Source organism: Mycobacterium sp. NGS11, from assembly GCF_059813315.1.
Window position 1 is genome coordinate 1 of record NZ_JCALEJ010000017.1, and the last position, 13,672, is coordinate 13,672.

The 13,672-nt window shown below is 68.2% G+C and carries 13 protein-coding genes; 8 read left to right on the forward strand and 5 right to left on the reverse strand.

Annotation, left to right across the window (positions count from 1 at the left end; translation table 11 throughout):
* Positions 1–479 (reverse strand): metal ABC transporter solute-binding protein, Zn/Mn family (locus tag AC5Y4T_RS18090; protein WP_499954748.1); only part of this gene is annotated, 479 nt, incomplete at its 3' end.
* 121 nt (positions 480–600) lie between these two features.
* Between AC5Y4T_RS18090 and AC5Y4T_RS18095 the strand changes: the two genes are divergently transcribed.
* The gene (locus AC5Y4T_RS18095; protein ID WP_499954668.1) at positions 601–1,680 is read left to right on the forward strand and encodes an Rv3575c family transcriptional regulator; all 1,080 of its coding nucleotides are present in this window, start codon (positions 601–603) and stop codon (positions 1,678–1,680) included.
* Positions 1,681–1,686: 6 nt separating this feature from the next.
* On the opposite strand, the gene kstR is transcribed toward AC5Y4T_RS18095, so the two are convergent.
* On the reverse strand, positions 1,687–2,286 hold the full coding sequence (gene kstR / locus AC5Y4T_RS18100) for a cholesterol catabolism transcriptional regulator KstR (RefSeq protein WP_499917630.1): 600 nt from the start codon (positions 2,284–2,286) through the stop codon (positions 1,687–1,689).
* Positions 2,287–2,629: 343 nt separating this feature from the next.
* Here kstR and AC5Y4T_RS18105 point away from each other — a divergent pair, with 343 nt between their 5' ends.
* From AC5Y4T_RS18105 to AC5Y4T_RS18115, 3 genes are all read left to right on the forward strand, one after another.
* Complete coding sequence (locus AC5Y4T_RS18105) at positions 2,630–4,753, forward strand: acyl-CoA dehydrogenase family protein (protein ID WP_499954750.1); 2,124 nt, start codon at positions 2,630–2,632, stop codon at positions 4,751–4,753.
* 304 nt (positions 4,754–5,057) lie between these two features.
* On the forward strand, positions 5,058–5,411 hold the full coding sequence (locus AC5Y4T_RS18110; protein ID WP_499954670.1) for a hypothetical protein: 354 nt from the start codon (positions 5,058–5,060) through the stop codon (positions 5,409–5,411).
* Between the two features lie 47 nt (positions 5,412–5,458).
* Positions 5,459–5,923 (forward strand): lipoprotein LpqH, encoded by a 465-nt coding sequence (locus AC5Y4T_RS18115; RefSeq protein ID WP_499954672.1) that lies wholly within the window; start codon positions 5,459–5,461, stop codon positions 5,921–5,923.
* A gap of 200 nt (positions 5,924–6,123) precedes the next feature.
* On the opposite strand, the gene AC5Y4T_RS18120 is transcribed toward AC5Y4T_RS18115, so the two are convergent.
* Positions 6,124–6,378 (reverse strand): hypothetical protein, encoded by a 255-nt coding sequence (locus AC5Y4T_RS18120; RefSeq protein ID WP_499916996.1) that lies wholly within the window; start codon positions 6,376–6,378, stop codon positions 6,124–6,126.
* On the opposite strand from AC5Y4T_RS18120, the gene AC5Y4T_RS18125 reads away from it, so the two are divergent.
* The 3 genes from AC5Y4T_RS18125 to AC5Y4T_RS18135 all read left to right on the forward strand — a co-directional run bounded on the left by AC5Y4T_RS18125 (position 6,371) and on the right by AC5Y4T_RS18135 (position 10,580).
* Positions 6,371–7,183: an MAP_0585 family protein gene (locus AC5Y4T_RS18125; protein WP_499954674.1), complete on the forward strand. Its 813-nt coding sequence runs from the start codon at positions 6,371–6,373 to the stop codon at positions 7,181–7,183. The two genes, AC5Y4T_RS18120 and AC5Y4T_RS18125, sit on opposite strands and share 8 nt — an antisense overlap.
* A gap of 58 nt (positions 7,184–7,241) precedes the next feature.
* The gene (locus AC5Y4T_RS18130; protein ID WP_499916992.1) at positions 7,242–7,538 is read left to right on the forward strand and encodes a hypothetical protein; all 297 of its coding nucleotides are present in this window, start codon (positions 7,242–7,244) and stop codon (positions 7,536–7,538) included.
* 288 nt (positions 7,539–7,826) lie between these two features.
* Positions 7,827–10,580, forward strand: coding sequence for an AAA family ATPase (locus AC5Y4T_RS18135; RefSeq protein ID WP_499954676.1), 2,754 nt, complete (start codon positions 7,827–7,829; stop codon positions 10,578–10,580).
* A gap of 19 nt (positions 10,581–10,599) precedes the next feature.
* On the opposite strand, the gene AC5Y4T_RS18140 is transcribed toward AC5Y4T_RS18135, so the two are convergent.
* Both AC5Y4T_RS18140 and AC5Y4T_RS18145 read right to left on the reverse strand, forming a co-directional pair.
* The gene (locus AC5Y4T_RS18140; protein ID WP_499947447.1) at positions 10,600–11,133 is read right to left on the reverse strand and encodes a hypothetical protein; all 534 of its coding nucleotides are present in this window, start codon (positions 11,131–11,133) and stop codon (positions 10,600–10,602) included.
* A gap of 46 nt (positions 11,134–11,179) precedes the next feature.
* A complete protein-coding gene (locus AC5Y4T_RS18145; protein ID WP_499954678.1) occupies positions 11,180–12,274 on the reverse strand; it encodes a 2Fe-2S iron-sulfur cluster-binding protein in 1,095 nt (364 codons plus the stop codon).
* Positions 12,275–12,486: 212 nt separating this feature from the next.
* On the opposite strand from AC5Y4T_RS18145, the gene hsaA reads away from it, so the two are divergent.
* Positions 12,487–13,671 carry a 3-hydroxy-9,10-secoandrosta-1,3,5(10)-triene-9,17-dione monooxygenase oxygenase subunit gene (hsaA, locus tag AC5Y4T_RS18150; RefSeq protein ID WP_499916984.1) on the forward strand — a complete coding sequence of 395 codons (1,185 nt, stop codon included), beginning with the start codon at positions 12,487–12,489 and terminating at the stop codon, positions 13,669–13,671.
* Position 13,672: the final 1 nt, after the last annotated feature.

Here is a 13,672-nt window from a genome sequence, read left to right on the forward strand (position 1 = left end):
GTCGCGAGCCGATCGGCAATGGCGACGGCAACGGATTTGGCGACGGTCAGGTCGTAGAAAACGTGCTCGTTGCGGGGCTGTCCGCTGGTCTCCAGGAAGGAGTAGGCGATGACGGGCTTGGCGTCGCGGTGGTGGGCCAGCACCTCGTCGACCCAGCCGTCATAGCCGCCGCCGTTGAACACCACCAGCGGGGCGTCGGCGATCGCGGCGGCGTCTGCCGGGCTGACCTCATAGGAGTGCGGGTCGATGTCGGCCCCGCTGAGAATGGATTTGACGGCGACGTGCCGGCCGGTGACGGCGCGGGCCACGCTGCCCCACACGTCGGTGGAAGCGACGACGGAAAGGGCGCGCGACTGCGCCATGCCGCTGCAGCCAATGAGCAGCAGGCCGCCGGTCACCACCAGAGCGGCCGCCAGCCATCGCGTCGCATCGGCGGGCCCGGCCTCCGCCGTTCGTTGCCGCGTCAGTGCCGTGCGCAAGTCCGATGCCTCCTGCCGGCCCGTCAGCCGAACCATAATACTAATGAAAATCGTTTCCATTACAAAACCGCAACTTGAAGCTCGTACGCGGGGACCCCGGTCCGCTGTACCCTCAGCGGACGTGAGCCCCCCACCGCGCCGGCGTGCGACTCTGGCGTCGTTGGCGGACGAGCTCAACGTTTCCCGCACGACGATTTCGAATGCCTTCAACCGGCCCGATCAGCTCTCCCCGGACCTGCGCGAGCGCGTGCTCGCGACTGCCAAGCGGCTGGGATACGCCGGCCCCGACCCGGTGGCGCGTTCGTTGCGGACCCGCAAGGCCGGCGCCGTCGCTCTGGTGATGGCCGAGCCGCTGACCTACTTCTTCAGCGACCCCGCGGCGCGTGACTTCGTCACCGGGGTGGCGCAGGCATGCGAGGAGGTGGGTCAGGGGCTGTTGCTGGTGGCCGTCGGGCCCAGCCGCAGCCTCAAAGACGGCACAGCCGCCGTGCTTTCGGCCGGCGTGGACGGCTTCGTGGTGTATTCGGTGTGCGACGAAGATCCCTACCTGCAGGTGGTACTGCAGCGCCGGCTGCCGGTTGTGGTGGTCGATCAACCCAAGGGGCTGGCCGGCGTCTCGCGGGTAGGTATCGACGACCGCGCCGCGATGCGTGAGCTTGCCGACTACGTGCTGGGCCTGGGGCACCGCGAGATCGGGCTGCTGACCATGCGGCTGGGGCGGGATCGACGCCAGGGCCTGGTGGACCCCGACCGGTTGCGCTCGCCCGCGTTTGACGTGCAACGCGAGCGCATCGTCGGCGTGTGGGAGGCGATGGCGGCCGCCGGTATCGACCCGGACTCCCTGACGGTGGTGGAAAGCTACGAGCACCTACCCGAGTCCGGCGGCGCGGCCGCCAAGGCGGCCCTGGAAGCCAATCCGCGGATCACCGCGCTGATGTGCACCGCCGACATCCTGGCCCTGTCCGCCATGGATTACTTACGGGCACACGGCATCTACGTGCCCGGGCAGATGACCGTCACCGGTTTCGACGGCGTGCCCGACGCGATGAACCGCGGCCTGACCACGGTGTCGCAGTCCAGCCTGCAGAAGGGCTGCCGGGCCGCGGAGTTGTTGTTGAAGCCGCCGCGATCGGGTCTGCCCGCGATCGAACTCCTGGACACGGAGCTGATCCGGGGCCGCACCGCCGGTCCGCCGGCGTGAGCCGGACTACTTGGAGTCTTGGTCGCCGATCAACAGCCGCACGGCCAGGTCCAGCCGCTTGCTGACGTCGGTGGCGGAGGCCCGGCGGGTGAGCCATGCCAGCAGGTTCGACAGCCACACGTCCGAGATCACCCGGGCGATGTGGTACTGGTCCTCGGTCGGCTCGCCGTCGGACATCGCCCGCGCGAACATCGAATCGATGAGCTTCTCGACCTGGTCGACCTCGCTGGCCGCCGACGCGTCGGCGAACACGTACGCGCGCGTCATCGCCTCGGTCAGCAGGGGATTGCGTTGCATCGCCCGGTTGAGCTTTTGCACCATGAAGTTGAGTCGCTGAAACGGCGTGCCGCCGGTCATGGCCGAGCGGTCCGTCTTGGCGTCGATGCGGCTGAACTCGCGGCCCAGCGCCGACACGAGCAGGTGCACCTTCGAGGGGAAATAGCGGTACAGCGTCCCCACCGCGACGTCGGCGCGATCGGCCACCGCGCGCATTTGAACCGCCTCGTAGCCGCCCTTGGAGGCGATGGCCATGGTGGCATCGAGGATGCGCTTGCGGCGTTCCCGCTGCGCCTCAGACCCCAGTTCGGATTCCGCCAGTACCGCCACGTTCATGACCTCGCGCGGCTGCGAGTCGGAAACGCGGCTCGGATTTGCGTTGGCTGGCATGTGACGGTTTGCTCCTGTTCCCGGCGGTTCGTTCGCAAACGATACGCATTCTGCGTGTGAATCTCCCACCTCCATACCGCCGCGGACAAGCGTTGTGCTGCTGTGATGGCGTTCGACTTGACGGTCGATCACTGGCACTATTAGAACACGTTCTAGTCTCTGGAGAGCGGGTTGCGTGCCAACACGCGACTGCAGAGGTACCCGCTCGACGGGCAGATCGCACAATCAGGGCAAGGGCCCAACCCTTGTCATCGTCGAAGTCATGGACGCGGAGGTCCTCAAGGTGGTAGCGACCGTCACCGACGAGCAGTTTGCCGCGCGAGCCCTGGTGCGCGACTGGGCCCGCAATGCGGCGTCCGGGCCCGGCGGAACCGCGGCGATCCGCGATGTGGAGCAGGGTAAGTCCGACGCTTGGCGGCCGGTGTTCTCCCGGCTGGCGGAACTGGGGATCTTCGGCGTCGCGATCCCGGAGCAATTCGGCGGCGCGGACGGCAGCATCGAAGATCTGTGCGCGATGGTCGAGGAAGCGGCGAAAGCGCTGATCCCCGGGCCGGTCGCCACCACCGCGCTGGCCACGTTGGTTGTCTCGGATCCAGAGTTGTTGGGCGCCCTGGCGTCCGGGGAGCGCTTCGCCGGGCTGGCTCTGGAGGGCGACATCGAGTTCGACGACGCGACGTCCACGGCTTCGGGCGCCGTGGCGTTCGCGCTGGGGGTGGCCGACGGTGCCGTGTTGTTGGCGCCGGCCGGCGAGAGGTGGCTGCTGATCGACACCGACGGCGAGGGTGTGCAGATCGAGCCGCTGGTCGCCAGCGACTTCTCCAGGCCGTTGGCCCGGGTGGCGCTGAACTCGGCCCCGGCCACGGTGGTGTCGGACACCCGCGAACGCGTCGAGGAGCTGGCCGCGACGGTGCTTGCGGCCGAGGCGGCCGGCATCACCCGGTGGTCGCTGGAGACCGCCGTCGACTACGCGAAGGTCCGCGAGCAGTTCGGCAAGCCGATCGGCAGCTTCCAGGCCGTCAAACACCTCTGCGCCGAGATGCTGTGCCGCGCCGAGCAGGCCGAGGTGGCCGCCGCCGATGCCGCGCGCGCCGCGGCGGACGGCGACGAATCCCAGTTCTCCATCGCCGCGGCCCTGGCCGCGAGCACCGGCATCGCCGCCGTGAAGGCCAACGTCAAGGACTGCATCCAGGTGCTCGGCGGCATCGGCTGCACCTGGGAGCACGACGCGCACCTGTACCTGCGCCGGGCGCATGCCATCGGCCGCTTCCTGGGCGGGGCGGAGGCGTGGCTGCGCCGCGTCACCGCGCTGACCCAGGCGGGCGTGCGACGCCGGCTGGGGATCGACCTCAGCGAGGTCGAAGACCAGCGTCAGGAGATCGCCGCCGCCGTCGCCCAGATCGCCGGCCTGCCCGAGGAGAAGCGGCAGGCCGCGCTGGCCGAGGCGGGCCTGCAGGCGCCGCACTGGCCGGCACCCTACGGGCGCGGCGCGGGACCGGCCGAGCAGCTGTTGATCGACCAGGAGCTGGCGGCTGCCGGTGTGGCCCGGCCCGACCTGGTGATCGGTTGGTGGGCGGCGCCGACCATCCTCGAGCACGGCACGCCGGAACAGATCGAGCGTTTCGTGCCGGGCACCGCGCGCGGCGAATTCCTGTGGTGTCAGCTGTTTTCCGAGCCCGGAGCCGGTTCGGACCTGGCCTCGCTGCGCACCAAGGCGGTCCGGACCGACGGGGGATGGCACCTCACCGGGCAGAAGGTCTGGACGTCGGCGGCGCACAAGGCGAAGTGGGGAGTGTGCCTGGCACGCACGGATCCGGACGCGCCGAAACACAAAGGCATTACGTACTTCCTGGTGGAGATGAGCTCACCGGGCATCGAGATCCGTCCGCTGCGCGAGATCACCGGCGATTCGTTGTTCAACGAGGTGTTTTTGGACAATGTGTTCGTTCCCGACGAACTGGTGGTCGGCGAGGTGAACGACGGTTGGCGGCTGGCCCGCACCACGCTGGCCAACGAGCGGGTCGCGATGGCCAACGGAACCGCGCTGGGCAACCCGATGGAGGAGCTGCTCGAGGTGTTGGCCGAGCTCGACCTCGACGCCGCGGGGCGAGATCGGTTGGGGCGCTTGATCGTCGCCGCGCAGACCGGCGCGCTGCTGGACCAGCGGATCGCTCAGCTGGCCGTCGGCGGGCAGGATCCCGGGGCGCAGTCCAGCGTGCGCAAGCTCATCGGCGTCCGCTACCGCCAAGCGCTGGCCGAATACACGATGGACGTGTCCGAGGGCGGCGGCTTGGTGCACAACCAGGCGGTGTTCGATTTCCTCAACACCCGCTGCCTGACGATCGCGGGCGGCACCGAGCAGATCCTGCTGACGGTCGCCGCCGAGCGGCTGCTCGGCTTGCCCCGCTGATACAGGCTTTCGGCCACCCGTTGCTCGCGCGACCTTGATGGCCGATGGCGAGTCGCGGCGAAGCCGTTAGGCGAAAAGTGTAGGGAAATCCCTAATTGAGACGGCTGCGCGCGCGGCCTTAGCGTGTAGCGACCGCTCCGGCGATAGTTGCTCACCGTGAGACTGCGGGCGCGCCTGCGTGTCGCCGCGATCGCGTATCGAAAGGGACGCCATGCCAACGGATTCGGCTCGCCACCACTTGAATGCTGACTCTTGCCGGAGGTGCCGCGCCGGCAAGGCGCCACGGCCGAGCGCGCTGGCCGGTGTGTTCGCGGCTGTCGCCATCGCGATGAGCGCAGCGCCGCCGGCCATGTTGCCCGCCGCCAAAGCGGATCCGACGCAGCATACGGTCGTGTACCGGATCCTCGGGGGCGGTGACGTCTTCTCCGTCATCCCGGACCCCGGAACCCCGGTGTATCCGGCGAGCACCACGACCTGGGTTTCAGTCCCCTGGTCGCAGACCGTGCAGGTGACCGGAAGCCCGTACCTGGCGTTGAACTACACCGACAAAACCGGCGGTCCACACGACTGCGCGATCCAGGTGGACGGGCAGTCCGTCAGCCTCACCGAACACACGGCCGGCAGGTGCGCTTATCAAATCCCGGGCCCCGCGCAGTAACCGTCGGGGTCGCGAACAGTGGACACCCCACATGAAGGAGAACAGCGGTGAAGCGTCAGATCATCGTCGGCGTAGCCGGCCTGGCCATCGTAATCGCCAGTGGCACTGGCTGTTCCGGCAATAAGTCGATCCCGCAAGCGTCGAACTCGGCCGGTCCGCCCGCCGGGCCGCAGGTGATCGTCGACGGCAAGACCCAGAACGTCAGCGGTCCGGTCACCTGCAAACCGGTCGGCGACAACATCAACATCGGCATCGGCGACCCGGCCAAAGGCGTTGGTGCGGTGGTCAGCAAGGACAACCCGCCAATCGTTCACGCGGTCGGACTGGGCAACGTCGACGGCATCACGCTCGGTTTCTCCGACGCCGCAAAGGGGCAGGGCGGCAACGCCGGAGCCGCGGTGGGCGACAACGCAATTCAGATCAAGGGCACGGCCACCGGCGCCGATGTGAGCGATCCCCACCAGCCGAAGCCGGTGACCAAGCCGTTCGAGATCGACGTGACCTGTCCGTAGCGCCAGCCGAATCGTTCGGACCGAAGCCCGAGAGGGGACGTAACAATGTCGATCAAACGCCTCGCCGCAGCCGCGGCAGTCGCGACGGGCCTGGGAATGTCGGTAACGGCTGTCAACGGGAGCTTCGCGAACTCCGCCCCGCTGGACCCATGCCCCAGCTGGCAGAAAGGCTGTTCCGGTAACCCCAGCCCCAACCCCGGTTACGGGGGCACCGGCACGCCGCCGGTAGCCACGACGCCGCACGGCACGCCGCCGCCACAGAGCACGTGGCAGTCGACGCCGGCCCCGCACACCACGCAACCGCCCAGCACGCCCCCGCCCAGCACGTGGCAGTCCACTCCCGCGCCGCACACCACGCCACCGCCGCCCAGCACGCCGCCGCGTAGCTCGCCGCCGCCCGCGTCGAGCACCTGGCAACAGGCGCCGCCGAACAGTACGACGGCCCCGATGCCCACCGAATGCCCCAACTGGGACAAGAACTGCACCCCAGCCCCCGCCCCCAGCCCGAATTCCGGTTACGGGGGCTCGGGCTCGACACCGCCGAACAACACGCCGCCGAGCCCGTGGCAGCAGCAGTCGCCGAACAACACGCCGCCGAGTCCGTGGCAGCAGCCGGCGCAGAACGGCTCGACGTCGCCGCTGCCGACGGTGTGTCCCGCCTGGTACAAGAACTGCACCCCCGCGCCCAACCCCAACCCCAATCCCAACCCCGGTTATGGGGGCTCGGGCTCGACGCCACCGAACGGCTCGCCGTGGGGCGGCGTTACGCCGACCACCGAGGCGCCGTGGGGCGGTACGACCAACCAGCCGGGCAACTCATACCCGCCCAGGCCTCCTCGCCCGATCCTCAACGCGCCGTGGAGTCAGCCTCCGCACCCGCCGTACTACCCGCCGCCCCCGCCCATCCTTCATCCCACCGGGGAGATAGGCGGCCCCACCAACCTGCCGAATGGCTACTGGGTCCCGGGCCAGGGAGCGCCACCTCCGCCGCCGCCGAGCGGCTACGGCTGGAACAACGGCCCCGCCCCCGGGGCCCCACCGCCGAACTGGGAAGGCCCGCCACCGGCCGGTGGCTGGAACGGCCCGCCGCCCGCCGGCGGCTGGAACCAGCCCTGGCAGGGGACGCCGGTTGACGCGTCCTACGGACAGAACTATTACGCGCCCTTCACCTACAACAACTTCACCGTCCTTCCGGTCTTCAACGCGGACTATGGGGGCTTTGGTTACTGGTTCTTCGGTACCTGGATACCGCTGTACTGACGGCGACGACGGCTGAGCCGGGGGCCTCGATTCGGTTGCCCCCGGCCGCGAGGAACAAATGGTGATCACCGGGCCTCAACCACGACGGTTCCTCGTCGAGTGGTACGGACCACGAACGTCCGCCCCCTCGATAGGCGATATCGTCGATCGGCTGAATAGCCGTGCCGAACTGATGACGACCCGTGGCACGCCGGTCCAGCTTCTGACGGCGATGACGGTGCCGGCCGACGACTACATGTTCGGTGTCTTTGCTGCCGAGTCGGCCGAGCTGGTCGCGCAGATCTGCGCCGACGTCGGCACGCCCGCCGAACGGATCAGCTGCGGCGTCGGTTGGACGCGGCCCCTGGACCGCTGACGGGCCGGTTCGATGGCTGCAGCCCTGTCTTCGGGTGGGCCGGCCGGTGCCGTCGAGCAAAGTTTTCCGGCTGTGCACGCATAGTTGCCGATCATTTTTGTCTGGGAAATCGAGCCGTTTCAGCGAAGTTCTGCGAGAATCCCTGCAGTAGCCACCGACCGGGTCGGGCTCCAGGGCTGGCAAACGAAGGAGCCAAGGGTGTGGGTGTCGGGCCGTGAAGGATAGGCCGTCATCGCGACCCCAGTGCCGAGGTGGCAGCCCAGCCGTCTGATGGTGCGAAGGGTTGATGTGACGGAGCGATTGGTCGGCAGGCAGGCCGAAGAGCGCGCCGTGAGCGACTTCCTCGATTCTTTGCCACATCGATCGTGCGCACTGGTGATCGAGGGCGAGGCGGGAATAGGCAAGACGGCGGTGTGGGCCGACGCGGTCCGTCGGGCTGATGAATGCGGATATCGCGTGTTGAGCTGCCGCGCCGCGGCGGCCGAGTCGGTGCTGGCGTACACGGTGCTGGCCGACCTGCTCGATGACGTCGATGACTCGGTGTGGGCCGACCTGCCGGCTCCGCAGCAGCAGGCTTTGGGCGGAGCGCTGTTGAGAGACCTCGTCGAGGCTTCCGGGATTGATCCCCGGGCCGTCGCGGCGGCGTTCGTGGCAATCATCGGCCGACTCGCCGCCGTTCGGCCCCTCGTGATTGCCATCGACGATCTGCAGTGGTCGGACCTGTCGAGCGCCAGTGTGGTGGCCTACGCCGCGCGCCGCCTTCGCGCCGGCGCGGCCCTGTTGTGCACGACGCGTACCGAAGAGGCCGCCGCGCGGTTGCAGCTGCCAAGCCCCGACGACGTGCGTCGCATCCGAATGCAGCCGTTGACCGTAGGCGAGTTGCATCAGGTTCTGCTGCTGCGGCTGGGACATTCGGTGGCGCGTCCTACGCTGCTACGCATTCACGAGATCGCCGCGGGCAACCCGTTTTTCGCGCTTGAGCTGACCCGAGAACTGCACGCGGAGGGACACGCTTTCCAGGCGAGTCTGCCGGGCAGCCTCACTGAGTTGGTCCGCGCGCGGATCAGCCGGGTCGGCGCCGAAGACGTTCTGCTCGCCATTGCCAGCCTGCCCGATCCGACGGTGGCGATGGTGGCACAGGCCACCAATTGCCCGCCGGATCAGGTGGTGCAATCGCTCAGGCAAGCCGAAGACCAAGCGGTGGTGGCTATCGACGGGAGCCGGGTCCGGTTCACCCATCCCCTCCTGGCGCACGGCGTCTACAGCGCAGCGGCGCCCGGTCGCCGCCGCGAAATGCACCGCCGGCTCGCCGAACTCATCGCCCATCCCGAGTTGCACGCCCGCCACCTCGCGCTCGCCGACACATCCGGGAAGCCGGAGACGGTGGCCGCGCTGGACAGGGCCGCCGAGATCGCCCGCGGCAGGGGTGCGCCGGCCGCCGCCGCCGAGCTGGTCGAACTGGCCGTCGGTCTGGCCGGTGACAACGATCCAGAACGCAAGATACGCTGTGCGACACACCATTTCGTTGCGGGAGATCCCGCCCGCGCCCGGCGGATCCTGGATGCGGTCATCGCAGCGCTGCCGGCCTGCCCCACCCGCGCCGAAGCATTGCATCAGCTGGGGCTGATAGTCCTCTCCGACGACAGCTTCCTGGAAGCGGCGGGCGTCCTCGAGCAGGCTGTCGACGAAAGCGGTACCGACGCCGCCTTACGCGTCCGCATCCTGATCAGCTTGGCATTCGCTCTGCTCAACGCGGGCCGGCACGAGCACGCCTATGCGCGAGTCGAGCGGGCGGTGACCGAATCCGAGCGGCTCGGCACCGCCGCACTGCTCGGGCCGGCGCTGGGCATGCGGGTGATGATCGACTTCATGGGCGGCAAGGGCTTTGACGAGCCCGCGATGCAGCGCGCAGTCGAACTGGAAGGGCCGGGCGCGCCAGTCCCGTTGCCGTTGCGGCCTCGCGCACAGATGAGCCTGCTGCGCGCCTGGACGGGTGAATTGGGGACGGCCCGCGACGAGCTGGCGGAAATTGAACGGGAATGTCTCGCCCTCGGCGAGGAAGCGGAGCTGATCTTCATCGGGTTTCACCTCACGCTCATCGATATCTGGCTCGGCGACCTCGCCAGTGCGGCGGTCATCGCGGACGCCACGCTGGAGCGGGCGACTCTGCTGGGCGGTGACTTTCCGATGTTCATCGGGCTCACCCTTCGGGCCGCGGTCGCCGCCCACGTCGGCCGCCTCGGCGACGCTCGAAGCGATCTGGGCCGGGCGATAGCGGCTGCCCGGCGTTGTGGCTCAAGACGTTTGGCCGAGTGGCCGGCGACGATAGCCGGATTCGTCGAGGTGTCATCGGGTGACTACCAAGCTGCCATGACTGCGCTCGAACCGCTGTTGCCCATGGTGGGTCTCTTCCCGGAAGCAAGTGAGATCATCTCGTCGTCGTTCGTTCCCGAGGCCGTCGAAGCCATGGTCGGTCTCGGTCGATTGGATGATGCCGAGCCGCTGGTGGAAGCCTTGGAGCGCAATGGCCTCCGGCTTGACCGGGCATGGACCTTGGCGGTCGGTATGCGTTGTCGCGCCATGCTGCAGGCTGCGCGCGGCGATGTCACAGGCGCGCGGACGAGCGTCGAGCTGGCTTTGGCCGAGCACCAACGCCTTTCGATGCCGTTCGAACGCGCCCGCACTTTGCTGTTGGCTGGCCAGTTGCAGCGCCGCCAGCGCCGGCGCGACGCGGCCGGTGCAGCGCTGCGCGAGGCGCGGGACATCTTTGTGCAACTCGGCACGGCGGTGTGGGCCGAGCGCGCCGAAACCGAACTGGCGCGCGCCCTGTCGAGCCGAGGCCGCGACCCCGGGTTGACCGCCACCGAAGAACGCGTTGCCGACCTGGCCGTGTCCGGATTGACCAATCGCGACATCGCGGCCGCCCTGTTCGTGAGCCCGAAGACCGTGGAAGTCAACCTCAGCCGCATCTACCGCAAACTGAGCATCCGATCCCGCGCCGAGCTCTACCGGGCACTTCAAGCCTGGAAGGAAAGACCTTGACCCGATCCGCCTCGGCGTTTCAGGAGAACGTGGTGACCGCGCAGGTGCTCGGGGACGTGATGTTGACCCCGGAGTAGACCACCTGGATGTGGGTGCAGGCGATGACGTTGTTGTCGGTCTTGGGCTGGCCCGTCTGCCAGTCGGTGGAATCGATGCGCCCGTGCGTCTGATACTTGTCCGGCGGGCCCTCGCCCATGTAGATGGTGGTGATCTCGTCCGAACCCATCGCCTTGTGCACCCGCTCGTACTGGCCGTCGGCGTGCGCGTCGAGGTAGGCCAGCCGGTTGGAGGACCGGATCTCGGTGGTCTGCCGGGCCCACAGGCCGGGCGGGAAGCCGGTCACCCCGTCGGGCGTCAGCATGTCAGCCCCTGCCGTGAAGTCGCAGTGGCCATCGGCCTTGAAGCAATTCAGGATGACGCGCGTCTCCAGCTGATTGGGCCCGTCCAGCGGGAACAGCGTGGTGGCGGTGTTGCTCGCCGCCGCGCACACCCCGGCGGGCAGAAACATCGGCAGCGCCGCGACCGCCGCGAGTCCCGATACCAGCCGCATCATCGATGCTTCCCTTCCCTGTGATCCAAGGGTGAACTTAACCCCGCGACTACTCGTCGTAGGTGACTTCTACCGAATCAGATTCAGGGTGAGATTGACAGGCCAGGATCAGGCCCTCGTCCAGATCTTGCTGCTCGAGCACGTCGTTGACCTCCATGCTCACGTTGCCGCTGCGCAACGTGCACGCACACGCGCCGCAATGGCCCTCGCGGCAGGAGAAGGGCGCGTCGAGGCCCTTGGCCAGCAGCACGTCGAGCAGCTTGGCGTTGCGCGGCCACGACACGGTGTGGGTTTCGCCGTCCAGCTCGACCACCGCGGTCGCCGGCGGCTCGTCACCTTCGGCGGTGTCCTCGATCTTCACCGCCGCGAACGGGTCCGAGTCCAGCGACTTGAAGACTTCGATATGTATCTGCGGCGCAGGCACTTTCAGCGTTTCCAGCGCTTGTTTCGCCGAGTCCATGAAGGCGCCCGGGCCGCAGATGTACACAGGCCGTCCCGTGTAGGGGGCGGCAAGCTTGGCCAGCGCGGCCACGCTGGGCAGGCCCTGCAGCGATTCCAACCAGTGCAGCACCGTGAGCCGGTCGGGATATTTGGCCGACAGCTCGCGCAGCGCGTCGGAGAAGATCACCGACCGGTCGTCGCGGTTGGCGTAGACCAGCGTCACCTGCCCGCTGCCCTCGGCCAGCGCCGACTTGCAGATCGACATGATCGGCGTGATCCCGCTGCCCGCGGCCATCAGCAGGAAGTCGTCGCCCAGCGTTTTGGGGACGAAGTTGCCCGACGGGGCCAGCACGTGGATCCGCATGCCCGCCTTGGCGTGGTCGCACAGCCAGTTGGACGCGTAGCCGTCCGCGGTTCGTTTGACCGTGACCGTCAGAGCTTCGTCGGTGAACGGCGAGCTGCACAACGAATAGCAACGGGCCACCGACCCGGTGCGCTCGCTGGGGATGCGCAACGTCAAGAACTGGCCCGGCGCGTATCGCAGCCGCTCGGGCGGGATGTCGGGATCGCCCGCGTCATCGGGCACCGCGAACACCAGCGACCGCGCATCGTCGGTCTCGGCGATGACCTCGGCGACCTGCAGTTCAAGGACGTGGTCACCCAGCGGCTCGTCGGGTGCTTGGTCCAGATCCGCCTCGGTCAAGGCCCGTCCCTTCCTTTCGTTGCAAAACGTGGCGACCCGCTGCGACCGGCTCCGCCGCTCTTGCGATCGCCACGGGCAACTAGAACATGTTACAGAAAAGCGGATTCGTATCGCTACCAGCCGCAGGAATACCCTGCTCGACACAAATCGGAACGTGTTCTAGTCTCTGGTGTAAGTCCGCTGAGTAAGTCTGGCGCAGGAGGCAAACGTAAGTGACGTCCATTCAACAGCGTGATGCGCAGTCGGTTTTGGCTGGCATCGATGATCTGCTCCCGCAGATACGCGAACGCGCTCAGGCGACGGAGGACCTGCGGCGGCTGCCCGACGAGACCGTCCAGGACCTGCAGGACGTGGGGTTCTTCACCCTGCTGCAGCCCGAGCAGTGGGGCGGGCTGCAGTGCGATCCGGCGCTGTTCTACGAGGCGGTGCGGCGGCTGGCCAGCGCGTGTGGTTCCACCGGCTGGGTGAGCTCGATCATCGGCGTGCACAACTGGCACCTGGCGCTGTTCGATCAGCGGGCGCAGGAGGAGGTCTGGGGCGAGGACCCCAAGACCCGGGTCTCGTCGTCGTACGCCCCGATGGGCGCGGGCGTCGTGACCGACGGCGGTTATCTGGTCAACGGTTCGTGGAACTGGTCGTCGGGTTGTGACCACGCCACGTGGGCGTTCCTCGGCGGTCCGGTGATCAAGGACGGCCGCCCTGTCGACTTCGGTTCCTTCCTGATCCCGCGCAGCGAGTACCGCATCGACGACGTGTGGCATGTCGTCGGCCTGCGCGGCACCGGCAGCAACACCGTCGTCGTCAAGGACGTCTTCGTGCCGCGGCACCGATTCCTGTCCTACAAGGCCATGAACGACGGCACCGCGGGCGGCTACGAGACCAACACCGCCGCGGTCTACAAGATGCCTTGGGGCACAATGCATCCCACCACGATCTCGGCGCCCATCGTCGGCATGGCCTACGGCGCGTACGACGCGCACGTCGAGCACCAGGGCAAGCGGGTGCGCGCGGCGTTCGCCGGCGAGAAGGCCAAGGACGACCCGTTCGCCAAGGTCCGCATCGCCGAGGCGGCCAGCGACATCGATGCGGCCTGGCGCCAGCTGAGCGGCAACGTCGCCGACGAGTACGCGCTGCTGTCGGCCGGTAAGGAGATCCCCTTCGAGCTGCGTGCCCGCGCTCGCCGCGACCAGGTGCGCGCCACCGGCCGTGCCATCGCCTCCATCGACCGGCTGTTCGAGGCTTCCGGTGCCACCGCCCTGGGCAATGACCAACCGGTGCAACGGTTCTGGCGTGACGCTCATGCCGGCCGCGTACACGCGGCCAACGACCCCGAGCGGGCCTACCAGATCTTCGGGAACAACGAGTTCGGGTTGCCGCCCGGCGACACCATGGTGTGAT